We start from the raw sequence: 21,949 nt of genomic DNA, 5'->3' as shown, positions 1-21,949 counted from the left end.
AGTAGTCAGACAAACATGCTGTAAGGACAGTGAATTTATGGACGATTTAACCCTGCGCTATTTCGATGCTGAAATGCGTTATCTGCGTGATGCGGCAAAAGAATTTGCCCGTGCACATCCCGACCGGGCGGCCATGCTGGATCTGGATAAAGCCGGAACCCCCGATCCTTTCGTGGAGCGTTTGTTTGAAGGTTTTGCCTTCTCGATGGGCCGCCTGCGTGAAAAAATTGATGATGACCTGCCGGAACTGACCGAAGGTCTGGTGAGCCAGCTCTGGCCACACTATCTGAAAACTATTCCGTCGCTGTCTATTGTGGCGTTGGAACCGGATATCTCGGCGATGAAAATGGGAGAGACAGTTCCGGCTGGCCTGGATATTTTTTCGCGCCCGGTTGGGCCGAAACAGACTGTTTGCCAGTATCGCACCACCCGGGATATGCCGCTTAACCCGCTTCGTTTGTCGCAGGTGGTAATGGATACCGAGCCGGATGGTCGATCCAGGCTCTGCCTCCGGCTGGAGTGTCATCCACAGGCAGACTGGCGGCAGTGTGATTTACGTCAGCTAGCGTTTTACCTGGCGGATGAGGTGCCGGTCAGCAACGCGCTTCACCTGTCGCTGACCCGACGGCAGGCGGCACTCTATATTCGCCTGGGGCAAAGTGAACGTATTCGTCTTGATGGCGGGTTCTCTCCTGGCGGGTTCCGTGAAGAGGATGCGCTCTGGCCAAAAGGCGATACCGCTTTCAGTGGGTATCAGTTACTGCTGGAATTTTTCACCTTCCGCGAGAAATTCCGTTTTGTGCATCTCCACGGTCTGGAAAACGTCACAATTCCGGCTGGAATACGCCACTTTACCCTTGAAGTTGTGCTGAACGAGCAGTGGGACAGTAATCTGCCGATCGCGCAAGATGCGATATGTCTGCACTGTGTCCCGGTGATCAACCTGTTTACCGTCCAGGCCGACCCGCTACGGGTAAACGGCCTTGAAAGTGAATACCTGCTTCGGCCGCGCCGCCTGCAGGACGGGCATACCGAAATTTATTCAGTGGATTCCGTGAGTGGTTCAAAACGCAGCAGTGATGCGCGTTATGCCCCGTTTGCCAGCTTTCGCCACAAGGGAGGGATGATGCGCTCTTCGGCCCCGGAGCGCTACTTCCATACCCGCGTGCGCAAAGGCCCCAGTGGACTGCACGATACCTGGCTGATTCTTGGTGGCGATCGGTGGGAGGCAGACCGCAACATGAGTGGTGAAACGCTCTCGCTAAATGTTACCGGCACTAACGGCCAGCTACCGCGAAAAGCGCTGCAAAGCACGCTGTTAGATCGCTGTGAGCAAATCACGCAAACGCCGTTGACGGTGAGAAATCTCTGCAAGCCGACGCTTCCTGCCTGGCCCCCTGCGGACGACGGTTTCCACTGGCGAATCCTCAGCCATCTGGGCTCCAGCTTCCTCAACATCATGAGCAGTGCAGAGGTGCTGCGTAACACGCTGGAACTGTACAACTGGCAGCACGACGAAATGAACCTGCGCAGGCTGGATGCTATTCAGAAGGTTCAGCATCATCTGATCCAGCGCTTTGAAAAAGGCTATCTGCTGCGCGGCGTTGATATTGAAGTGACGCTCGACAGCAATGGTTTTAGCGGGGAAGGGGATATTTACCTGTTCGGTGAGATGCTCAACCGTTTTCTGGCGCTGTATAGCGATATCCACCTGTTTAACCAGCTCACTCTTATTGTTCAGCCGGAAAATAAATGTATCCGATGGAAAGAAAATCACAATCAGCGACTACCCGGCTGACGCGGCAGCTTCAGCCTCACATCAGCCGCGCAAACTTTTATCGTTTTTGTCAGATGCTCGAGCAGAGCCAGCCCGATGCCCCGCCACTCGGTAGTACCTGGAGAATAGGCGCGGATGCGGTGCGCTTTCGTCCACATCCGGGTATGGGCTTTCCGGCGGGGGAGTTTAAACGGCTGGAATTTCCGGAGATCGCTGGCGATCCAGTTACAGCGCGCGTGACCTTTATGGGGCTGTATGGCGTTGAATCTCCGCTACCGGGTGCCTGCATTGATGATATTGCACAACGTCGCGATGGGTATGACGCCGTCACTGACTTTCTCGATATCTTTAATCATCGCCTGATCACCCAGTATTACCGTATCTGGCGCAAATACTCCTGGCCTGCCTCATTTGAGGAGGGGGGCAAAGATAAAACTTCGCAGTACCTGTTGAGCCTCGCCGGGCTGGGGCTGAAAGGCAGTGCCAGGAACATTGCCACACCGATTTCACGCTTCCTTGCTTTGTCCGGAATAATGCGGCTGCCGACACGAACCAGCGAAGGCATTCATGCGATTGTGCGGCTGCTCGCCCCCGATACAGACGCGGAAATCATCCCGCACGACGCGGTGAGGGTCGCGCTGCAACAGCCGCTGACGATGAGCGTATCGCAACCTGCATTACTGGCATACCGACCGGTAATGGGGAGTCATGCCACTGATGTTAATCACCAGGTTCATCTTCGCCTGACAACGCGTAATCAGCAGGAAGCGATGAGCTGGTTGCCGGGGGAGCAGTTGCATACTGACTTACTGGCACTGCTTGCGGTGTATTTAGGTGCAAGACTGGATGTGCGAATGACGCTGACGCTGGCGCGTGAACTTCTGCCCGATGCCGCTCTTAGCTGTATGGGAAACAGTCGTGTGTTACTGGGAAGAACTGCCGTTATGCGCCCTCAGGCCGGGTGTGCCTCGGGGGATAGCCCACCGATTACTATCAACCTGGGCCGTTATCAACGCTTAAAGGAACATTACAACAGAAGGGACACCGATGAAGAGGGCAATTACCGTGATTAGTATCCCCACCACGATAAAAAAACTGGCCGCCGTTACGCTGATGCCAATAGTGTTAAATGGCTGCGGTTTGACGCAAAAAGTCAGTGATGGCACGGTGGCGATGACACGATCCATTTTTTATAAACAGGTTAAAACGCTGCACCTTGATATCCGTGCCCGCGAAGGGGTGAATAATAACGCCAGCGGCAATGCGCTTTCCACGGTGGTGAGGATCTACCAGTTGAAAGACCGCAAGGCGTTTGACAGTTCGGACTATGCATCCCTGTTTACCATCGACAGCCAGGCGCTGAAAGCTGATCTGGTGGCGCAACAAGATATCCAGATAAGGCCCGGAGAGGCGATAACTGTCGATATGCCGCTGCAAGAGAAGGCACAGTTTGTGGCCGTAGCTGCCATGTTTCTCTCCCCCGATGAAGAGGGAAATAGCTGGCGTCTGGTGATAGGCCGTGATGCTCTGGATCCGGATAACGCGCGCAAAATTGAGCTGAACCAGCAGACACTGACCCTGCAACCGCTCAAGGAGCAGTAATGACAGACTCCCATAACAGGCCCTCGCTATATGAAATGCTGTATGGCAATTTTTCCGGCGGACTGGATCTGCATAGCGTCAGCGAAGAGGAGCAGGTGATCCTTTCAGTGCTGGACAATATGCAGCGTATCCTTAACTGCCGGGCCGGAACGCTGGCGCATCTGCCCGATTATGGCCTGCCAGATATGACGAAGATCCTGCAAGGGATGCCCGGTACCGCACATCAGCTGATGACTACGCTGTCAGATGTGCTGCTCAGGTACGAGCCACGACTGAAGAGAATTAATGTGGTTATGCTGGAGCAAACCATGCCCGGCGAGCTGCGTTATGCCGTTGATGCTGAACTGAAAGGCATCGGGCTGGTACGTTATGGCACAGAGTTTATGCCAGAAGGAAAAGTGCTTATTCGCCATATGAAGCAGCAGCAATATATTAATAATTAAGTTTTATTTAAATGCCCTCTTTACGGTGGGAATAACTACAGACAGGGTAATATTGAGGCTATATATTATTTCAGACCTCGCACTAATTTTTTTTGTACGAGTTAAATTTATTGCAATAATGTTTTATATACCCTCAATAATTCGAAGCGCAGGCGGGTGGTAACGCCATAAGTCCTTAGAATATTACTCTGGTAGGTGACTGGGCTGAATAACAAGGAAAGCCAGCTACTCTGCAACTTCAATTATGAAGGATACATCACTCTATTTATATGGCGTAAAACATCTTATTAATTAAGAATATTATGAATCAATTATCTAAACGTTACCTGAAAACTGGCGGCGATCCGCGTACCTTGCCAGATTATGCATCCCTGCGCGATGAGCTGAGTAAGCTGGCACATCCGGCCCGGCCTGACGTTAACTGGGTTTTTGTGCACAAACGCTGCCTGGCGCTGTTTGAGCACAATGGTGTGGAGCTACAGACGGCAGCCTGGTATACCCAGACGCGTGCACAGCTGGCCGGGTTGTCCGGGCTGAACGAAGGGCTGGCTATCCTTGAGGCGCTTATCAGCTATCAGTGGGAAACACTTTGGCCACAGTCGGTACATGCGCGAGTGGAAATACTCAGTAGCCTGAGCCGGCGTTTGCAAAAGATGCTGCGCACGCTGCCCCTCAGCTACAGCGATCTCAACCTCGACCAGCTGTATCTGGCAGAAGAACAGCTTATGCGACTTAATAAGGGATTGCAGCGCCGTGAGGTTCAGCACCTTTGCCAGTTTGATACCCTGACCTCACTGGTGCAAACCATTATGACGCGGCTGGAAAACAGTGATGAGACAGAGACAAACAGTGTTGAATTTATGGAAAGCAGCGACAGGCTGGCGGCGAAAATAGCTGTGCCTGAGCCTCCGGCAAGGGTGCCTGATAAGGTAACTCCACCTCCTGAGATTGCACCTGAGGAAGCACCTGCTCAGGTCAGGTGGATCTATGTCGCGCAGCCTGATGAGGAGGAGGGCGTTGCGGCGGTCATACCGGGCAAACCCATGTTCTGGAAGCCATTTGCGGCAGGGATGTGCGTCATGCTGGTAGTGGCGGGCGCTGCACTTTGGGGCTGGAATATCTTTTTCCCGCCGAATCCGCTGCTGGTGCAGCTGGAAAGTTCAGTTGCTCCGCTCCCGGTGCCGTTATCGGGCACTCAGATTCACTCTTTGCCCCCTGATCATCGCGTACCAGAGGATTTTGTTGAGCAGACCCGCCAGCAGCTGGCCTGGATTGCTACCTACAGTCCGGACTGGTCGCTTGCCTATGGTGAGCAGCTGGTAAAACAGTTGCAGTTACTGCGGCCGGAAGATGATGCTGCGAAAAAACTGGCACAAACCTGGCAGCAGCAGCTTGATGCGACAGCACTGCCGGTTGACGCGCTGCGCGGCTGGCACCAGGGGATGACAGAGTTACAGCAGCTCACCGCGAAGCTCAATACGCTTGACGGTAAGCGGGGAAAATATATGACGGTCAGCGAGCTAAAGTCTGTGGTGTATAGTGCAACGCAGGCTTTTAACCGTTCAGTTCCTGTGGAGGAGCAGCTGCGCCTTTACGCCAGCAGTCCGTCAGACGTTCAGAGAAGGCAGGCAGAAATGGCGCTCCAGCAGCTACAGAAGCGCTATTTTCTGCTCAGACAGGATAAGGGCAGTGAAAGCCCATAATTCAAATAGTCAAAACCCGCATGATGCGGGTTTTTTTTGCTCTGAATTTATTTTTTCTCTGTTTAGTAAACAAATAAGCCTGCGTATGACTGTTTTCACAAAAACGCTATCTGGTTATTAACAGGGCACGTTGAGGCTTGCTTGCGGAGATTTTTCCTTATAAATTTCCAAACGCCGACAGGAAGGAAAGCAGAAGATCGCAGGGGAAAGTGTTTCGGTTTACTTTTGGGGAAAATAAATAGCTGATTGAGTCTGTCAGCTCAGGCAATAAAAAAGGTGCCGTCAAAATGGCTAATATTCGTGATGTGGCCCGGCTGGCCGGGGTGTCCATTAGCAGCGTCTCAAATGTTCTGAATAACAGAGCAGGCCAGATGAGCGAGAAAACCCGGCTGCGGATCGAACAGGCTATGAATAAGCTGAATTATCAGCCCGAAAGAGTGTCGGTGTCTGATAAAAATATTCAGAAAAAAATCATTGGCCTTTTGGTTCCATCAATTGTGAATCCCAGTTTTTCGGCGCTGGCGTATGCTGTTGATTTATCTGCGCGAGCATATCGTTACCGCGTATTGCTCGGTAATTCTTATCGTCAGGATAATGAAGAAGCTGCATTTATTGAGGATATGTTCTCGCATGGGGTTCGCGGGATAATTGTGGCGGCAAGTGATATCAGAAAAACCCATTTCGTACGGGCTGCTGAAAAAGGAATGATGATAGTCAGCTATGACAACCATTATTCAGACAGTATGGCAGCTGATCATCGGGTGTTCGATAGCGTATCGATGGACAATATTGCAGCGGGACGTATAGCCGCTCAACATTTAATTGAGTGTGGCTGCAAATATATCGTGTTTGCGACCGAATCAGCATTGACGATAGGGCGCAGCCATAAGATTGATGGTTTTCTCACCGTATTACGTAATTATCAGCTGCCCATTGAGCACTGTGTTATCGAAGGCAAAGCCCGCAGTGAATATGGTGATACGGAAATGTTCGAGCTGGGTTTGACGCTGGTGGCAGAAATACTTGCTTTGACGCCCCGTCCGGACGGTATTGTGGCAATTAATGACGCATTAGGTATTGGTTTAATGGTGGGATTGCGTAAAGCCGGAGTGAGTGTCCCTGCCGATATATCTATTGTCGGCATCGATAATATTTTTTTATCCGGACTGGCTGATCCAGGCCTGACATCGGTTATGCCGCCGCGAGCAGAAATGGCTCAGGTGATGGTTGAGCGCCTGATTAGCCGCATAAATAATGGCGCGATAATGCCCGATGAGTTTCTTTTTCCTCCCACCTTGATCTGTCGGCAATCGGTAAAAACCAAAGCGAGTTAACTCGCACGGTTGTAAAAACTAAAAAATTTCAGGTGATAAGCACTTTCTTTCGTTTGGAAAAGAGTCAGCCAACATCAGAGGAAACAGTATGAATAGCCATGTAAATAGTCTCTCTACCCGGCAGATATTGAATGCCGGAGTAACAGAGCCACGACAGCTTTGGGTTTTGATGGGGGTCTCAGGGTGTGGTAAATCTGCGGTCGCTCAGAGCCTGGCTGCGCAGTCAGGGATCCCTTGTCTGGACGGTGATTTCCTTCATCCACGGCATAATGTTGACAAAATGGCTGCCGGTGATGCGCTGGATGATAACGATCGCTTGCCCTGGTTGCAGGCGCTTAATGATGCTGCCTACGCCATGCTGCGCACTAACACCACTTCACTGATGGTGTGTTCAGCGCTGAAAAAACGTTATCGCGATATGCTGCGCCACGGAAATTCCGGACTGCACTTTATTTTCCTTAATGGTAGCCATGATGTTATTAAGGAGCGTTTAAGAAAACGGAAAGGGCATTATTTCCGTGAGGATATGCTTGACTCGCAGTTCAGAGATTTAGAAATGCCATCAATAGATGAAAAGGATATTGTCATAATCAATATTGAACGACCGCTAGAACAGGTTGTTGCTGAATGCATTAATAAAATTCAGGGTTCCTGAACTCACATCCCCTCTTCTTTATTAAGAGTGCCTTGAAGGAACGGGTGATTAATTATTCCGATTGTCTATATTGGAAGAGATCTATTATGAAAAAAAGAACACCGCAGGATATTGAGCGCAGCGCAATAAGAAAGCTTACGCTGCATATTGTTCCCTTAATGATTTTGCTATACTTTCTGGCTTTCCTTGATCGAAACAATATGGCCTATGCTGCAATGGCATTAGAGGACAGTCTGGGATTAACAGCTTCTGCTTTTGGTTTTGCATCAGGCATATTTTTTATTGGTTATTTTATGTTTGAGATACCCAGTAACGCAGGAACTATTAAATTTGGCCCGCGTATCTGGTTTGCCAGAATCTTGATCTCATGGGGGGTGTTTGCCACTCTTCTTGGCTTTGTCAGAACACCGATGGAGCTCTATATTTGCCGGTTTATGCTGGGCGTTTGTGAAGCGGGTTTCTTCCCTTCAGTGGTCTATTATTTTACGGTTTTCTTTCCGGAGAAATACAGAACAAAAATTCTGGGAATGTTTATTATCGTTCAGCCGCTGTCCAATGCGGTAGGCTCTCCTATATCCGGGCTTATCCTCAATATTGATCATGGCTGGTTTGGATTTGAACCCTGGCAGCTGCTGTTTATCCTCGAAGGTCTTCCTCCGGTAATTATCGGCATTCTTATTCCGTTTATCATCAAAAACTCACCGAAAGATATTGGGTATTTAGATGTTGAGGAAAAGGCCTGGCTGATGGATAGCACCAGCCGAACCCGGTCAGGTTCTAAAATAACGTTTTCCGACTTCTTTAATGGGATTAAAAATAAAAAATATCTTATCTATGCCATGCTGAACTTTGGCATGGTCTGTGGAATTTATGGCTTCGGGATGTGGCTTCCTTCCATTCTTACCGCGATTTCCGGTGGGAATATATTCAGAGTCAGTCTGCTGGCGCTTATCCCTTATGGTCTGGCTGCATTACTGGTTTATCCCTGGAGCTATTGGGCCAGCAAAACCAAAAAAATCGGCGTATTCGCCGGAATCAGTATGATTGTTGCCGCTATTGGTCTGGTCGGTGCGGTGATCTTCTTTAAATATAATCTGTTTGTTTCGCTCTCATTCTTGTGTATCGCCTCCATCGGTATTTACACCTCTGTACCGCCGTTCTTATCCATGCCCGCCAACATTTCGACAGGAGCGGCGGCGGCAGCAGGGCTGGCGGTGGTGAGCTGTATCGGCAACATCGGCGGCTTTGTCGCTCCCTACGTGGTGGGAGTGCTGAACGATTTAACGCATAGCAGCACGCCGGGGCTGATATTCCTCTCTTTATGCTTACTGGTCACCGGTCTGATATGCATTTTGTACTGCGCCAGACAACGTGAAGGTGTCATCAATTCTTAATCCCTTTATAGGAGGGGATTAATAACGAGGAGTTAATAATGGGTAATCTTGCGGGAAAAAAAGTCTTTATCAGCGCAGCCGATCAGGGTATTGGCCGGGCAACTGCGGAGCGATTAATTCAGGCCGGTTGCGATATTTATATTCATTATCACAGTGCTGAGGATGGCCCGAAAGAATTAATAGCGCTGGCACACTCCCTCGGGCAAAAGGCTGCCAGCGGAAAGGCTGATTTAATCCTGCCCGCAGAGGCTGAACGCTGTGTTTTGGCTGGCGCTGAGTTTTTAGGCGGCATAGATATTTTGATTAATAATGCGGGTGGTATTGTGGCTCGTAAATGGCTGGGCGAGATCGACGGCCAGTTCTGGCGAACCGTTATCGATATCAATATGACCACAATGTTGAACGTAACGCAGAGCGCGTTGCCATTCTTAAAAGCGGCGTCAGACGGTGCCAGTATTATTAACCTGGCCTCGCTGGCTGGCCGTTCCGGCGGGCATTCCGGCTCTCTGGTTTACTCTACAACCAAAGGCGCGGTACTGACCTGGACGCGCTCTCTGGCAGCAGAGCTGGGTGAACATGGCATCCGGGTTAATGCGGTTGCTCCCGGGCTGATCCTCGGTACCAACTTCCATAACCGTCATACCACTAAAGCTTCGGCTGAGGAGACGATAAAATCTATTCCGCTGGGCAGGGCAGGTACGCCGGAGGATGTGGCGCGCGTGATTACTTTCCTGGCGGCGGAATATGACGGCTTCGTCTCCGGCGCTACCATTGATATTAATGGCGGTATTTATCGCATGTAAATAACTGGCAGGCAGCCTGCTTCGGCTGCCTCTGTTATCAGGGAATAGTTATGATTAAATCAGATATTATTCATCCGGAGTTGTTATACGCGCTGGCAAAATGCGGCCATAAAACCCGGATTCTTATTGCAGACAGTAACTACGCCTTTGTCACCAACTCGCCAAAAGATGCCACCATCGTTTATTTAAACCTGTCGCCGGGAACCGTTGCGGCTCCACTGATTCTGGAAAAAATTCTGCACTGCATCAATGTCGAGAGCGCAGCTCTGATGGCCTGTCCGCAGGATTTTATCAACACCATCGAAGCTGAGTACCTGCATCTGCTGCCGGAAAGTTGCCACATCGAGCACCTTGCGCGCGAAGATTTTTATGCCGAAGCTAAAGCGGATCAAACGCTGTTGATTATCGCCACGGGTGAACAGCGCCGCTTTGCCAATCTGTTGCTGACGGTTGCCCCAGTGATGTAACAGCCCCGAAGGAGGGGATGACAGGGATGTTGTTCGATCCGGATATGATTAAGATTTATTCGTATACGAAGGTGACCCCAATAACCGACTGGACATCACCGGCCACTACTTGTCCACTTGTTCTTGCATAAGAGGTGGTCAATCCCAGGCTTACAGGGCCGGTTCCTACTGTTCCCAGCGATATTCTTTTGTTGGTAGCAATTACACCTTTATTGTTAGAAAGCTGAACACCTATGCCCTTCGCCGGATTTGAAGACGAGGTATTGGCAAATAGGGTGCTGGCGGTATCAGTGGTTGTGCCGGTAAGATAATAGGCGACCCGTTGGTCTTTTGCACAGTGGACAGTTAATGGTACTGCAGCGGTACCAGGATAATCTGGCAGGCGAACCGCCACATTGCGTGATGAAACATCACAGCCGCCAGTGGGTACCACCACATTGTTATTGGCATAAATATTCCATGTAAAAGTGGCCGTATGAATGTTCCCTCCATCAGAAATATTCGAACCAACCTGCCTCATTACTAACTTAGCTATAAGTCTACCTTGCCTGATTACCACCCCGCTGGCAGTAGATATTGGAGTCAGGAAAAGTTGAACTCTCCAGGGAGTATAGTATCCTTCAGTGATGTTCACTGAACTTGTTTCATAACGGAGTGGGAAATTATACTCATAGTTATAATATCTCAAGGTGCCAATAAAGTTATCTAATACGCCACCATAGGCAGAACCTACAGCCAATCTTACCATATCATTTCTAGAGCCAGGAGCGTTATTTAAGCAACTTATTGAATTACTTAAATTCACAACCATAACTTTATCTGTCTGTAGAATTGGATCTATATTAACATAAACATTTAATGATCCTGTAATATTCCCACTGTTAAGTTTGTTTCCTTGGGCGTCACGGCAGGTAAATGCATCAGCACCCGACGAATACGCCATTATTAGACACGATATAACTAAGGCAGTGAGATTTTTTTTTATAAACATGTTTTTCATTTTTAAAGCAGGTTTCATTTGAGAACTCCCTTGATTTTAAGTGTAGGAGTAGGTGACATTAATCACAGCCTGGATGCTTCCTTGCTTTGCATTGCCATTCACCGATAATGCACGCACCCGCAGCGGCAGACTCGCTGCTTGTGTTGAGTCGTTAACCTCTACTGTCATTTTCTTGCCATTGCTAAGGTTATTGCTGCTGGTGTCCTGCAACTCCAGCTGAAGATTGGCAGCGTCCCCGAGATTTTTATAATACCCGGTGCTGTCGGTGGTACCGGTAAAGGTTGCGGTGACTCTTGAGGTGCCAATCGGACAGTTTGTCAGATCCATCGTTACCGGATACCAGTCAGAGCTGTCTCCCGCCTGAACAAAATTGAAGGTAAACAAGTCACCCAAATCTACCGTGCCTGATGGCGTTGACACGGTGCAGGGCTTGGCAACAACGCGACCGTTAACGGTAATGGTGACATCGGCTGCATGGGAACTGAGCGCTACGCTGAATATTAATATTCCCGCCAGCAGAGCTATCTTTAAAATGGTCATCTTCAGGCTCTCTTACTGAAACTCTAAGTTAAAATTAACTGTCGCCGCTACAATTCCAGACGAAATGGGAGAGCGCGTCACCATAAGGCGTGCATAAAATTCCAGAGTGTTGGACTGATTTGGCGTTAGTCTGGTCCAGTGAAGAGAATCCCGGGATGCATTGAGTGCAACCGGGTTCTTGTCGTTATCCAGAATCTGTATTGCCATGCCGCTTGCCGCGTTAATTCCTGCGTCAATTTTCAACAGGGTGGTATTCTCATTATCAGATGGCCCCATATAACCCACCTTTACGGCTGTCGCTAAACTGCCACACTTATTGAAAATAATCCTAAAGGGAACGTAGGGAGTAACGACCCCCACGGCATATAGTTCTTCTGGTTTATAGCTCATTAAATCCACAGAAAAGTTCTGAGAGTCCACTGAGATTGAGCAGGTGTTGTCGCCTCTTAGATAACCTGTAATAGCGATGGTACTGTCCGCTGCATGGGCATACCCCATGAGAGATGGCAGAAAGCACAACACTGAAAGGTGTCTTCTCATCGGTTTATCTTCTCCTGGTTTATCAGCGGCAAATGGCAGAGGCGTAACTTAGCGCCTGCTTCTGGCTGTTAGTCGGCAAGCTATACGTCGCCGTACAGAGCTCATTTGGGCCATTGCCCCATTTCGCGTTAACCGTTCCCTCTGGTGCGAGGCCGGTCAGATAAACCAGCCCACCATCTGCAACAATGCTGCCCGATTGGCCATCCCCATATGAGACCACTGAGCCAAAGGGAACAGGCTTACCGTTATTGGTTAAAGTCATCAGAACTTTCAATCCAATGCGTGTTTTAAAGTCTGCACGCACCACCGCCCCCCGCGTAGGCACCACGCTTAATACCGACTCTTCCAACTCAACATTGTTCTCAAGAGTGCCGGTATTTAACGATATGCGGTTTTCACGGTAGTCCATGGCATAAGGGATAACGGTATAACCGCGCCAGTCGGTGCTTACCCCGCTCTGGTTCTCAACGGCGACATGTTTCGCCCCCGGGGCTTTGATCAGCACCGTGGTATCGTTAAGCGGCTGGCTAAGAGTTATGCCATCCGCATGCGCCAGCAGACCACCGCTGAACCCGTAATAAAGCTGATTAGCGTCACCGCTGTGACTGTAACCAATGTTGGCATTGCCATACGTACCACGGTAATTAAGAGCCGTGTTGCCCGTAGCATTTGAATTGCCGCTACCGCCGCTGGCATAGCCTGTCTGGACGCTATAGCTGAGGTTGCTGTCCTCAAGCAGCGTGCCATAAAGTCCTGCCGTGTTGGTGGTATGCCCATGTAAATCAGTAGATGTGTTATAGCTTGCACTGGCATTTCTGAATGCGGATCGGCTGTCCGAGCGCATCCAGTGACTAAATGGAATATTAATATTGAAAGCCAGCAGCTGGTCTTTTCCGTCTGACCAGGCATTTTTGGCCAGGCTGTAACTCATATTCCAGCTGATATCCTCTATAGTGCTGTTATAGCCTAGCTGGAGCTGCTCATCTGATCGCCTGGTGTTCCAATAGCTTTGGTGGCTGCCGGTTAAATATAACGTCGAGGTACGGCCAAGCTGCTGTGTTACAGTCGCCTGCACGCGCCCGCGCTTTTTGTAGTTCAGGTTGTAATAATCCGTCAGCTTTGGCTTTATATTTACAATTCCGTCTTCGCTCATCACGGAATATCCTCTCATGCGCCGCCACGCGGTATCAGCCATCGAATAGAAACCTTTTGTTGAATAACGGTATCCGACCAGTTGGAAATTGGTGCCCAGCTCATTCAGAGATTTGTTATAAAGAAAACGCAGGGATTGCCCCTGATGCTTGCTGCTGTCAGGCAGGTTGGCGCTGGCCTGAGTGATGTCCGCAGATATTGCCCCGAGACGCCCAAGGTTTTTACCCAGCCCGAGGTTGATCGAGCGGTAATTGCGTGACAAGCGGCTACCGCCATAGGCTGTCCAGCCCTTTCGCAATCCCAAAATGGCGGTACTCTGGAAAAACTCCGGCTTATCCTGTTGTTGATTACCACTGCGATATTGTCCTGCGGTCATCGTATATTTCACATGTCCTTCTCGCAGCAACATAGGCACCGTTGAGAATGGCACGGTAAAAACCTGGTCTGCTCCATCAGCTTCTTTCACGGTAACTTGCAGGTCACCGCTATTGCCTGCTGCATACAGATCATTGATAGTGAATGCGCCCGGGGGCACGGTGGTCTGATAAATTTCATAGCCGTTCTGTTTTACAGAGACGCGCGCAGTCCCCCGTGCTATTCCATGAATTACGGGTGCGAAGCCGCGCTGGCTATCGGGCAGCATATTATCGTCTGAAGCCACCTGAATACCGCGGAAGTTGATGCCCTCAAAAATATCATCTGCCGTATAACCATCGCCAATGGTTAACCTGCTACGGAGCGCCACAATGTCACGTTCGAGCCAGGTGTTGATGTGCTGCCAGCGATTTTGGTTAGAACCCGCACCGCTGCTGTAGCTCCAGGTAGTGTTATTTCGCAGCCGCCATGCTTTGAGATTGAAACCGGTTTGCAGGTTAAGGAATGAATAGCGGCGTGTCCCCCCGTTACTGTTATGTACTTCGCTGGCGGTATAGTTGTAATTGAGTAAACCGGCGGTAATGCCGTCGTCCCACAGTTCTGGAGCAATATACCCGCGAGCCTGGTTACCCATAAATGCCTGGGGAATACTGATATGGAGGCGCTGGAGCCCGACATCAAATGAACTAGATGCATCGGTCATCAATCGGGTAAAAGGCACACAGGCGTCGCTCTTCATACCCGCAATATCAGGAACTGTCAGCGTATTAACCCCAAAAGAGGACAGCTGAGAACGTGTCAGGCAAGGTTCCAGTTTTTTACCGTCATGGTTTTTATCAAAAGTGATATCACGGGTGGTCATATAGCCATCATTTATATAGATATCGACACGGTAGGTACCGGGTGGCGCATCCAGGCCTTGTTCAAAGCCGGATAAATCAGCAACAGACTCTGTATCTTCAGCCAGGAATCGCGGGTTAAAATAATTTCCTGCACGTGCGGAAAATGTCGAAGCCACCAAAAGCAATGCCAGCGGAGTCAGCATCGCTTTTTTAAGGGGCACTGCCCTGATATGGTATTTTTTCATGCTTTCCCTGCCTGCTCTTTCATTCAGGTGCGGCAAACTCTCCTGAATACAATTATCCGTGCAGGTATTCCGTTTACCTGCGCTGTTAAATCCATTATCTCGCGAATGTCCAGAAGATTTACTGCGTACTGCCCTTCATCACTTTAGTCAGCGCACCGTAATCGTTAATGGTGCGGTAAGTGATTTCGCTGCCGGCATTGTTTGGTAACTTCACCGTCGCTGTTTCCAGCGGGGGCACCATGACACTGTCCAGTGTACGACTGCCCGCCTTTAATTCGGTGACCGTCAGAAAGTATGGTGTTGGGTTAGTCAGTACTAATTGATTTGCACTGCGTTTGAACGTTATCTTTTCCGGAGCCTGGTCTGGCGCAATATTGAGATTCCCCGGGCGATAAAACATTTTTATCCGGCTGGTAATTGCCAGCTGGAGAGTGTTTTCTTTCTGTTGGGCTTTCTCCAGCGAAGGGATCGCCTTAACATTGACCCAAAACAGACTTTCTCTGTCTTTTGCCAGGCTGTTATTTGTCGCATCGATAATACGCAAGGTGTTTTCTTTTTTTCCCTTCATAACAAATAACGGCGGGGTTATAACGAAGCGACCCTCTTTTTTTCCATCATCATTTTCAATCCAGGATTGAATCAGAAACGTATCTTTATCATCGTTGCTGCTCATTCCCAAACTGACCTGTTTCTGCTCTGCTGGGTAAATAACACGCGTGGCTCCAAGAGCGACACCCGCTTGCGCATGGCTGGCGAATAAGATCACTGCCAGAGCCAACAGTGGCCCCATGACTTTTCCGCTTGTTTTCATTTTTGTCACGTTAACCTCTTAATGCGGATAACCGCCATTGATTAGCTTTGTGCAATCGCTTATCTCTTATGGATAAACGTTTAAAAAGTATGATAACGAATCTTATTGATAGGTAAGAGAAAACCAGGCCTGTCCATTGGCGGCACCACCGATAACTGTATTTCCGGTTGCGCGGTATTTAGCGACAAACTGCAGCACGCGCGATCTATGGATTTGCGGCCGCCATGTCTGATTTTCAGATATTATTGGTAAGATTCTCCCATTGCTATCGAACAGGGCGATGCCAACACCAGATGCAATGCCCTCTCCCTCGCCGACCGAGAGGATGTTGGGATTTTTACCATCGGCGACGCCGTGAAAGACAATGCCAACCCGGTCACTGACGTTGGTATTACAATCATGAAGGTGTAAGGCAAAGGACACTGGGTTGGCATCATCTCCTGATGATTTGAATCGATTGCTGCTGACTTGCCCCATTCGAACAATCAGCTGCCTGTCGCCAGCTTCGACTGTACAAGTCTCAGCAAGCAGTTCGCCCTGGAAGCGCATCTGTCCGCCAGCAAGCGTGACAGGCCACTTGTTGCTCGCCATCGACAGCGGTGCAATTATCATCAGGAAGAATCCCAGTTTGATTTTTAGCATCGATTTCTCCCTTTCCTGTTGCCAAAAACAGGCCATCCTGGCCTGAGAGTGCGTCCTTACGAGTTCAACTGCTTAAAACACAGCCATCCTGGCCTGAGAGTGCATCCTTACGAGTTCAACGGCTTAAAACACAGCCATCCTGGCCTGAGAGTGCATCCTTACGGTTTCAGCTGCTGAAAATAGCCCTCCTGGCCTGAGAGTGCATCCTTACGAGTTCAACTACTTAAAACACAGCCATCCTGGCCTGAGAGTGCATCCTTACGGTTTCAGCTGCTGAAAATAGCCATCCTGGCCTGAGAGTGTGTCCTTACTCTTTCAACTACTGAAACAGGCCATCCCTGGCCTGAAAAAGCATTTTTAAAGACTGGTATTACTCGTATTGCACTTTAAAGTTGGCGTTAGCGTTAGCAGTACCCGCGGTGGCAACACCTGTCGCGATATAACGCACCTGGAATGGAATAGTGTTTACACCCTCGTTCAGCGTGAACTGAGGACCAAAAGTAGCACCATCAAATGCCAGAGCTTTCCCTGTTCTATCCAGAACCTGGATGCCAACGTTGGCAGCACCACCGGAAGATGAGGTACCTTCCAGAGCCAGTGCGGTTGGGTTTTCGCCATTTACAGCTACGCCGGAGAAGGCGATAGCAGCTTTAGTGGCGACAGCCGTGTCACAGTCATTCAGTTCAATGTTAAAACCTACTGGAGCGGTAACTTTATCTTTAGCGTTCAGGGCGGCCGTTCTCACCTGACCCAGCTGTACGGTTTGGTCAATAGAACCTGCACCTACAGCACAGGCGGCGTTAACAACTTCACCTTTAAAATGAATAGTTCCGCCATTAACGGTAGTGGTAACTGGTGCGGCGGGGGTTTCGGCTGCATGTGCCATACCTGCTGTTAACAACGAAGCTGCGATCAGGGTGTTGATGAGGCTGAACTTACGCATGTTTTAAAACTCCATATATTGGGAAAATTGCCATAAACTGGCATAACTATTTGATTCAAAAGTATATTTTAAACCTGTGCTCCACCCGGTGTTTTATGTCTTCGGGATTAAAAAACGTGGTCTAAGTAGACAAAATGAACCAAAATGTTTCATTTGCATTTAATGACTGAAACTTAATGCTGTAACAGGTTTTTTAATTGATAAAGCTATTATTTATGGTTTTATATATCAGAAAAGATCGCGATAATTCATGGTTGTTAAAAGGTGGAGGGATGGAGGCTTGCAAGAGGAGATGCAGATAAGCGAGTTTTAATTCTATTTCTGACTGCTTATGGGGAAGATTGAAGTTTTAAATCTTTTTTAAAAAAGATATACGACCCTAATTGACTTTATCTAATTGGCGATTCATAATGTTTACAGTTTGGTTCATTTTGTCTACTCCATCTTATTGTCTCCCTTTCTGCCATACTCCAATAAATCGTTCAGGATTACTCGAGGTATACAACACCGTATGCTGGATGTTGCGGTGACCCAGATAGTCTTGGATCAAGCGTGTATCTGCCCCTTTATTTGCTAAAGCATACCCACATGAATGACGCAACATGTGTGGACTCAGCGTGATTGATATTCCCGCTTTAATGCCATAGCTCCTGAGCATTTTATATACTTGCTGACGGGACAACTGCCCCCCTTTTTGCGAAAGAAAAATCCAGGGCGCATCAGCACCACGCCAGTTTTGACGCTCTTTTAACCATTTCCGCAGTAATATGATCTCTGATTCAATGAGAGGATGCGTGGTCTTAAGGCCATTTTTTAATCTGTTTACATGTATTACACAGTCTTCAAGATTGATATCTGAGAACGTCAGATTACATAGCTCGCTGACGCGAAATCCGTGGATAAAACACATTTTGATAAAGCACTCATCACGCCTGGGGAAGGTACCCAGGCGTGATGCTTTAAGTAAACGTGTGATTTCTTCTTGAGTGAGAAACTTTCTTTTTTTCATAATGAGTCTCCGGGCTGTGAGCAGTGTGAAAAAATAATTTCAGCGTTATTTAATAAGATATTGATATTCACAAGAAAAATTCTGGGGCGCAACATCCCCGATGCATTCAGCACTAACAGGTGAAGATGTATTGGAGTTATTTCGCTTTTTTTGTTAAATAATTTCTGGTTAGGATGTGTTTTTATGAAAGCAGCGGTTATATCACTTAAACAGTATAATATCTAAGTTTTTTATGCATGTTATTTAAATAACAATGCCTAAACCTCTTATTTTAGAATAAAGTGTTATCAATTATCAGTACCATCCCTGCTGTGAAAATTTAATGATCTTTCAATGCGTGTGAAATTTTTCTATAAAATCATTGGTTTTTATCTCATTGCATAGCGTGCTAATTTTTATTGGGAATTTTTAGGTGCATATCGTTGTAATTAATTTAGCTAGTCGATTTGCGAATTCAATTTGTTCTGGGTGTATGGAAGTAAATATATTTCATGTGGTAGGTGATTTATTTAATATATTTGTAAGTTAACTAAGGGGGATTAATGATAAATAAGGTACATATAAATTAAGAGGGGGAATCGAAAGGTTTCTTTAAATAGTGGTGCCCGGACTCGGACAAAAACGTCGGGAGCGTTTTTGCATGGTGCTTCAGCACCAGCCCCGGAGGGGCGAGTCTCATGGATGAGACGAGTAATCGAACGGAGTTCGATGGAGAGTCCGGCGACTCAGAAAGCAAAAAACCCGCCACAGGCGGGTTTCTTTAAATAGTGGTGCCCGGACTCGGACAAAAACGTCGGGAACGTTTTTGCATGGTGCTTCAGCACCAGCCCCGGAGGGGCGAGTCTCATGGATGAGACGAGTAATCGAACGGAGTTCGATGGAGAGTCCGGCGACTCAGAAAGCAAAAAACCCGCCACAGGCGGGTTTCTTTAAATAGTGGTGCCGCGGACTCGGACAAAAACGTCGGGAACGTTTTTGCATGGTGCTTCAGCACCAGCCCCGGAGGGGCGAGTCTCATGGATGAGACGAGTAATCGAACGGAGTTCGATGGAGAGTCCGGCGACTCAGAAAGCAAAAAACCCGCCACAGGCGGGTTTCTTTAAATAGTGGTGCCCGGACTCGGAATCGAACCAAGGACACGGGGATTTTCAATCCCCTGCTCTACCGACTGAGCTATCCGGGCAACGGGGCGCATTAAACCGTAAAGGCCGTTCCGCGTCAACGGCTTTGTCATAAAAAAGTGGTAAAACAGTGCCGGTTGCCTGCTTTTTGCCCGAAACAGAGAAAAGTGGTTTAGCTTAAGGCACCATTTTTACGGCACAGGGCAATACTCAGTACATCCTCTGCCAGGCGACGGGCATTCTCCACTTCCTGCACATTACGCTTCACCAGCAGACGAGAAAGGCAGCCTTCCAGGATCAGCTCCATCTGATGTGCCACCAGTTCAGGATTATCGGTATGCAACTCGGTTAACAGCTCGTGGGTATACTGCCAGGAGGCTTGTTTTTGCAGTTCTGCCACTTCATGTATCGGGTGATCTGGCTGAGGATAAAAGCTACAGGCAGCAATAAACAGACAGCCTGGATAGCGATGATTGTTGACGGCTTCTGCCAGCACCTGATAGCGAGCCAACAGCTTTTTCTCCGGGCTGAGGCTTTCGTCCAGCAGCAGCTTTCGCCGCCAGACATCAATCTGCTGACCATGGTAGCGCAGTGCGTCATACAGTAGCGCATCACGATCCGGCCAGAAGCGCTGAAGTTCCTGTTCGCTGCACCCTAGTTTTCCTGCCATTATGGTCAGGGAAGTGGTGGCGGCGAGTCCGTTAAGCTCAAGGATCTCCAGAGCCTGTTCGAGTACCTGTTCACGCTGCACTTACTTCTCCTCGTTTAACATTTCTCAAAACCTAGTGTCGTTTACTGCGTCAGTTTCTGCAAATGTGCGCGAAACGCTGCCGGTTTTAGAAAGCCGGTTACGCGCGATCCGGGAATCTCTTTACCATGAGCATCAAAGAACAGCAGGGTAGGTAGTCCCAGCACATTCAGGTGATTCAGCAGCGCACTGTCGGTGGCGCTATTGGCCGTGACATCGGCCTGTAACAGCTGCATATTGCCAAAAGCCGCCTGCACCTGAGGGTCACTAAAAGTGTACTTCTCAAACTCTTTGCAGGCTACACACCAGTCGGCATACAGGTCGAGCATGGTGATGTTGTCCGCACTGTTTGCCAACCGCTGATTAAGCTGCTCAATATTGCTGATGCGGGTAAAGGCTAAATGTGCGCTGGCTTCAGGCCGTGCAGTAGTTCCAAATGCCCAGTCCTGTAACGGACGTGAGGCTATCAGCATTGCACCCAGCAGCAGAATTTGCAGCACACGCAGCCAGCCACGATTGCTTTTCAGGCTGATAATAAACGCCCACCCGAAGAAGGCGACGGCCAGCAAACTCCACAGGCGCACTCCCCACTCATCACCGATGACACGCTCCAGCAGAAATACCGGCAGAGCAAGGATCACAAAGCCAAAACCCTCTTTTACTGTCTGCATCCACGGGCCGCTTTTCGGCAGCATACGATTACCAAACAACGTAATCGCAATCAGCGGCAGACCCATTCCCAGCGCATAGAGATAGAGCGTTCCGGCACCCGCCAGCATATTACCGCTCTGGGCAATGTATAGCAGGATGGCACTAAGAGGGGCAGTGGTGCAGGGCGAGCAGATTAGCCCGGCCAGTGCGCCCATCAGGAATACCCCGGGCAGGGAACCGCCCTGCTGACGGTTACTCCACAGCGTGAGCCGTGTCTGCAATGAGGAGGGAAGTTGCAGGGTGTACAGGCCAAACATGGACAGAGCCAGCACGATAAACAGCACAGAAAGGCCGATTAGTATTGCCGGGGCCTGGAGTGCGGCCTGGAAGCGCAGCCCGGCGGCGGCCACCACAATCCCCATCACGGTGTAGGTTAGCGCCATGCCCTGCACATAGACCATGGCCAGAGCAAACAGCCGGCCCAGACCATAACGGCGGCTTCCTCCAAGAATAATTCCGGAAATGAGCGGGTACATTGGCAACACACAGGGCGTAAAGGCAACGCCAATGCCAATCAGCAGCGCCCACAGCGGCGAGAAGGGCAAATTGTTGCTGCTGGTTGGCTCTGAAGCTGCGGCTGACGCAGAAGCGGTTTCAGGTGCGCTATGTGCTGTCACCGGATTCAGTGGCACCACGCGCGTTTCTGGCGGATAACAGAAACCTGCCGCCGCACAACCCTGATAGGTGACCGTCATCTGTGCCCCTGAATCGGCCTGGGCGATCGTGAAGGGCAGCGTCAGGCTCTGCGGATAGATCTCGGTTTTGCCGTAGAACTCATCTTCATGGGGCTGACCTGCGGGCAGGCTCCATTTGGCAAGAGTGGCCCCCTCTACGCTGATCTTTAGCTGCTGGCGATAGAGATAGTAGCCAGGCTTCACCTGCCAGCTCAGGGTAAGGGTGTCGCTCTTCTGGGAAAAATCGAACGCGAAGGCCTGATTGACCGGCACAAACTGGCTGTTGTTAGTCTGCCCGAACAGCGATGCGCTGGTGCTGACGCTGAAAAGAGTGACAAAAATCAGAAAGATAAGGTATGTAAGTCGCTGGGTCATAACGGGTCTTGTTCTCTCCATGTGGGACCAGCCGGGCGGCGAA

General features: G+C 49.3%; 20 protein-coding genes and 1 tRNA gene. 10 read left to right on the top strand and 11 right to left on the bottom strand.

Annotation, left to right across the window (positions count from 1 at the left end):
* Positions 1–37: 37 nt before the first annotated feature.
* The 10 genes from tssF (at position 38) to GN242_RS18955 (ending at position 10,178) form a co-directional block, all read left to right on the top strand.
* Positions 38–1,798 (top strand): type VI secretion system baseplate subunit TssF, encoded by a 1,761-nt coding sequence (tssF, locus tag GN242_RS19000; RefSeq protein ID WP_156288024.1) that lies wholly within the window; start codon positions 38–40, stop codon positions 1,796–1,798.
* Positions 1,753–2,850 (top strand): type VI secretion system baseplate subunit TssG, encoded by a 1,098-nt coding sequence (gene tssG / locus GN242_RS18995; protein WP_156288023.1) that lies wholly within the window; start codon positions 1,753–1,755, stop codon positions 2,848–2,850. Before tssF ends, tssG begins: the two co-directional genes overlap by 46 nt.
* Positions 2,825–3,379 (top strand): type VI secretion system lipoprotein TssJ, encoded by a 555-nt coding sequence (gene tssJ / locus GN242_RS18990; protein WP_156288022.1) that lies wholly within the window; start codon positions 2,825–2,827, stop codon positions 3,377–3,379. The genes tssG and tssJ overlap by 26 nt, the downstream gene beginning before the upstream one ends.
* Positions 3,379–3,822, top strand: coding sequence for a type VI secretion system baseplate subunit TssE (gene tssE, locus GN242_RS18985; RefSeq protein WP_154754609.1), 444 nt, complete (start codon positions 3,379–3,381; stop codon positions 3,820–3,822). Before tssJ ends, tssE begins: the two co-directional genes overlap by 1 nt.
* A gap of 302 nt (positions 3,823–4,124) precedes the next feature.
* Positions 4,125–5,525: a VasL domain-containing protein gene (locus GN242_RS18980; RefSeq protein ID WP_156288021.1), complete on the top strand. Its 1,401-nt coding sequence runs from the start codon at positions 4,125–4,127 to the stop codon at positions 5,523–5,525.
* Between the two features lie 287 nt (positions 5,526–5,812).
* Entirely contained in the window at positions 5,813–6,859 is a 1,047-nt protein-coding gene (locus GN242_RS18975) for a LacI family DNA-binding transcriptional regulator (protein ID WP_156288020.1), read from the top strand.
* Positions 6,860–7,028: 169 nt separating this feature from the next.
* On the top strand, positions 7,029–7,514 hold the full coding sequence (locus GN242_RS18970) for a gluconokinase, GntK/IdnK-type (RefSeq protein ID WP_154754623.1): 486 nt from the start codon (positions 7,029–7,031) through the stop codon (positions 7,512–7,514).
* Between the two features lie 86 nt (positions 7,515–7,600).
* The gene (locus GN242_RS18965) at positions 7,601–8,908 is read left to right on the top strand and encodes an MFS transporter (RefSeq protein ID WP_154754624.1); all 1,308 of its coding nucleotides are present in this window, start codon (positions 7,601–7,603) and stop codon (positions 8,906–8,908) included.
* 38 nt (positions 8,909–8,946) lie between these two features.
* Positions 8,947–9,711: an SDR family NAD(P)-dependent oxidoreductase gene (locus tag GN242_RS18960; protein WP_156288019.1), complete on the top strand. Its 765-nt coding sequence runs from the start codon at positions 8,947–8,949 to the stop codon at positions 9,709–9,711.
* Positions 9,712–9,761: 50 nt separating this feature from the next.
* Positions 9,762–10,178, top strand: a complete 417-nt coding sequence (locus GN242_RS18955; protein WP_154754615.1) for an RbsD/FucU domain-containing protein — start codon at positions 9,762–9,764, stop codon at positions 10,176–10,178.
* 55 nt (positions 10,179–10,233) lie between these two features.
* Here the strand turns inward: GN242_RS18955 and GN242_RS18950 are convergent, their stop codons facing one another.
* From GN242_RS18950 to GN242_RS18900, 11 genes are all read right to left on the bottom strand, one after another.
* A complete protein-coding gene (locus GN242_RS18950) occupies positions 10,234–11,163 on the bottom strand; it encodes a fimbrial protein (protein WP_197094804.1) in 930 nt (309 codons plus the stop codon).
* A 51-nt stretch (positions 11,164–11,214) separates the two neighbouring features.
* Complete coding sequence (gene fimG, locus GN242_RS18945) at positions 11,215–11,718, bottom strand: type 1 fimbrial minor subunit FimG (RefSeq protein WP_154754616.1); 504 nt, start codon at positions 11,716–11,718, stop codon at positions 11,215–11,217.
* Between the two features lie 12 nt (positions 11,719–11,730).
* On the bottom strand, positions 11,731–12,258 hold the full coding sequence (gene fimF, locus GN242_RS18940; protein ID WP_154754617.1) for a type 1 fimbrial adaptor subunit FimF: 528 nt from the start codon (positions 12,256–12,258) through the stop codon (positions 11,731–11,733).
* A 22-nt stretch (positions 12,259–12,280) separates the two neighbouring features.
* Positions 12,281–14,872 carry a fimbrial biogenesis usher protein gene (locus tag GN242_RS18935; protein ID WP_195918406.1) on the bottom strand — a complete coding sequence of 864 codons (2,592 nt, stop codon included), beginning with the start codon at positions 14,870–14,872 and terminating at the stop codon, positions 12,281–12,283.
* 118 nt (positions 14,873–14,990) lie between these two features.
* Entirely contained in the window at positions 14,991–15,683 is a 693-nt protein-coding gene (locus tag GN242_RS18930) for a fimbria/pilus periplasmic chaperone (RefSeq protein WP_154754626.1), read from the bottom strand.
* Positions 15,684–15,785: 102 nt separating this feature from the next.
* Positions 15,786–16,325, bottom strand: coding sequence for a fimbrial protein (locus tag GN242_RS18925; protein ID WP_154754619.1), 540 nt, complete (start codon positions 16,323–16,325; stop codon positions 15,786–15,788).
* A gap of 370 nt (positions 16,326–16,695) precedes the next feature.
* Complete coding sequence (fimA, locus tag GN242_RS18920; protein ID WP_154754620.1) at positions 16,696–17,268, bottom strand: type 1 fimbrial major subunit FimA; 573 nt, start codon at positions 17,266–17,268, stop codon at positions 16,696–16,698.
* Between the two features lie 445 nt (positions 17,269–17,713).
* Positions 17,714–18,277, bottom strand: coding sequence for a tyrosine-type DNA invertase (locus GN242_RS18915; protein WP_154754621.1), 564 nt, complete (start codon positions 18,275–18,277; stop codon positions 17,714–17,716).
* 1,107 nt (positions 18,278–19,384) lie between these two features.
* Positions 19,385–19,460: transfer RNA gene (locus tag GN242_RS18910), tRNA-Phe, on the bottom strand.
* 110 nt (positions 19,461–19,570) lie between these two features.
* A complete protein-coding gene (gene dicD / locus GN242_RS18905; RefSeq protein WP_156288017.1) occupies positions 19,571–20,149 on the bottom strand; it encodes a division control transcriptional repressor DicD in 579 nt (192 codons plus the stop codon).
* Positions 20,150–20,190: 41 nt separating this feature from the next.
* A complete protein-coding gene (locus GN242_RS18900; RefSeq protein WP_156288016.1) occupies positions 20,191–21,906 on the bottom strand; it encodes a protein-disulfide reductase DsbD in 1,716 nt (571 codons plus the stop codon).
* Between the last annotated feature and the right edge of the window lie 43 nt (positions 21,907–21,949).

The organism is Erwinia sorbitola, from assembly GCF_009738185.1.
GTDB classification, from domain to species: Bacteria; Pseudomonadota; Gammaproteobacteria; order Enterobacterales; family Enterobacteriaceae; genus Erwinia; species Erwinia sorbitola.
The sequence above is the reverse complement of the archived record's forward strand: the minus strand, read 5'-3'. Positions and strand labels throughout refer to the sequence as shown.

Excerpts from the sequence above, each read along its gene's own strand:
- tssF (WP_156288024.1), top strand. The coding sequence starts at position 38 with ATGGACGATTTAACCCTGCGCTATTTCGATGCTGAAATGCGTTATCTG.
- tssG (WP_156288023.1), top strand. The coding sequence starts at position 1,753 with ATGTATCCGATGGAAAGAAAATCACAATCAGCGACTACCCGGCTGACG.
- tssJ (WP_156288022.1), top strand. The coding sequence starts at position 2,825 with ATGAAGAGGGCAATTACCGTGATTAGTATCCCCACCACGATAAAAAAA.
- tssE (WP_154754609.1), top strand. The coding sequence starts at position 3,379 with ATGACAGACTCCCATAACAGGCCCTCGCTATATGAAATGCTGTATGGC.
- GN242_RS18980 (WP_156288021.1), top strand. The coding sequence starts at position 4,125 with ATGAATCAATTATCTAAACGTTACCTGAAAACTGGCGGCGATCCGCGT.
- GN242_RS18975 (WP_156288020.1), top strand. The coding sequence starts at position 5,813 with ATGGCTAATATTCGTGATGTGGCCCGGCTGGCCGGGGTGTCCATTAGC.
- GN242_RS18970 (WP_154754623.1), top strand. The coding sequence starts at position 7,029 with ATGGGGGTCTCAGGGTGTGGTAAATCTGCGGTCGCTCAGAGCCTGGCT.
- GN242_RS18965 (WP_154754624.1), top strand. The coding sequence starts at position 7,601 with ATGAAAAAAAGAACACCGCAGGATATTGAGCGCAGCGCAATAAGAAAG.
- GN242_RS18960 (WP_156288019.1), top strand. The coding sequence starts at position 8,947 with ATGGGTAATCTTGCGGGAAAAAAAGTCTTTATCAGCGCAGCCGATCAG.
- GN242_RS18955 (WP_154754615.1), top strand. The coding sequence starts at position 9,762 with ATGATTAAATCAGATATTATTCATCCGGAGTTGTTATACGCGCTGGCA.
- fimG (WP_154754616.1), bottom strand. The coding sequence starts at position 11,718 with ATGACCATTTTAAAGATAGCTCTGCTGGCGGGAATATTAATATTCAGC.
- fimF (WP_154754617.1), bottom strand. The coding sequence starts at position 12,258 with ATGAGAAGACACCTTTCAGTGTTGTGCTTTCTGCCATCTCTCATGGGG.
- GN242_RS18935 (WP_195918406.1), bottom strand. The coding sequence starts at position 14,872 with ATGAAAAAATACCATATCAGGGCAGTGCCCCTTAAAAAAGCGATGCTG.
- GN242_RS18930 (WP_154754626.1), bottom strand. The coding sequence starts at position 15,683 with ATGAAAACAAGCGGAAAAGTCATGGGGCCACTGTTGGCTCTGGCAGTG.
- GN242_RS18925 (WP_154754619.1), bottom strand. The coding sequence starts at position 16,325 with ATGCTAAAAATCAAACTGGGATTCTTCCTGATGATAATTGCACCGCTG.
- fimA (WP_154754620.1), bottom strand. The coding sequence starts at position 17,268 with ATGCGTAAGTTCAGCCTCATCAACACCCTGATCGCAGCTTCGTTGTTA.
- GN242_RS18915 (WP_154754621.1), bottom strand. The coding sequence starts at position 18,277 with ATGAAAAAAAGAAAGTTTCTCACTCAAGAAGAAATCACACGTTTACTT.
- GN242_RS18900 (WP_156288016.1), bottom strand. The coding sequence starts at position 21,906 with ATGACCCAGCGACTTACATACCTTATCTTTCTGATTTTTGTCACTCTT.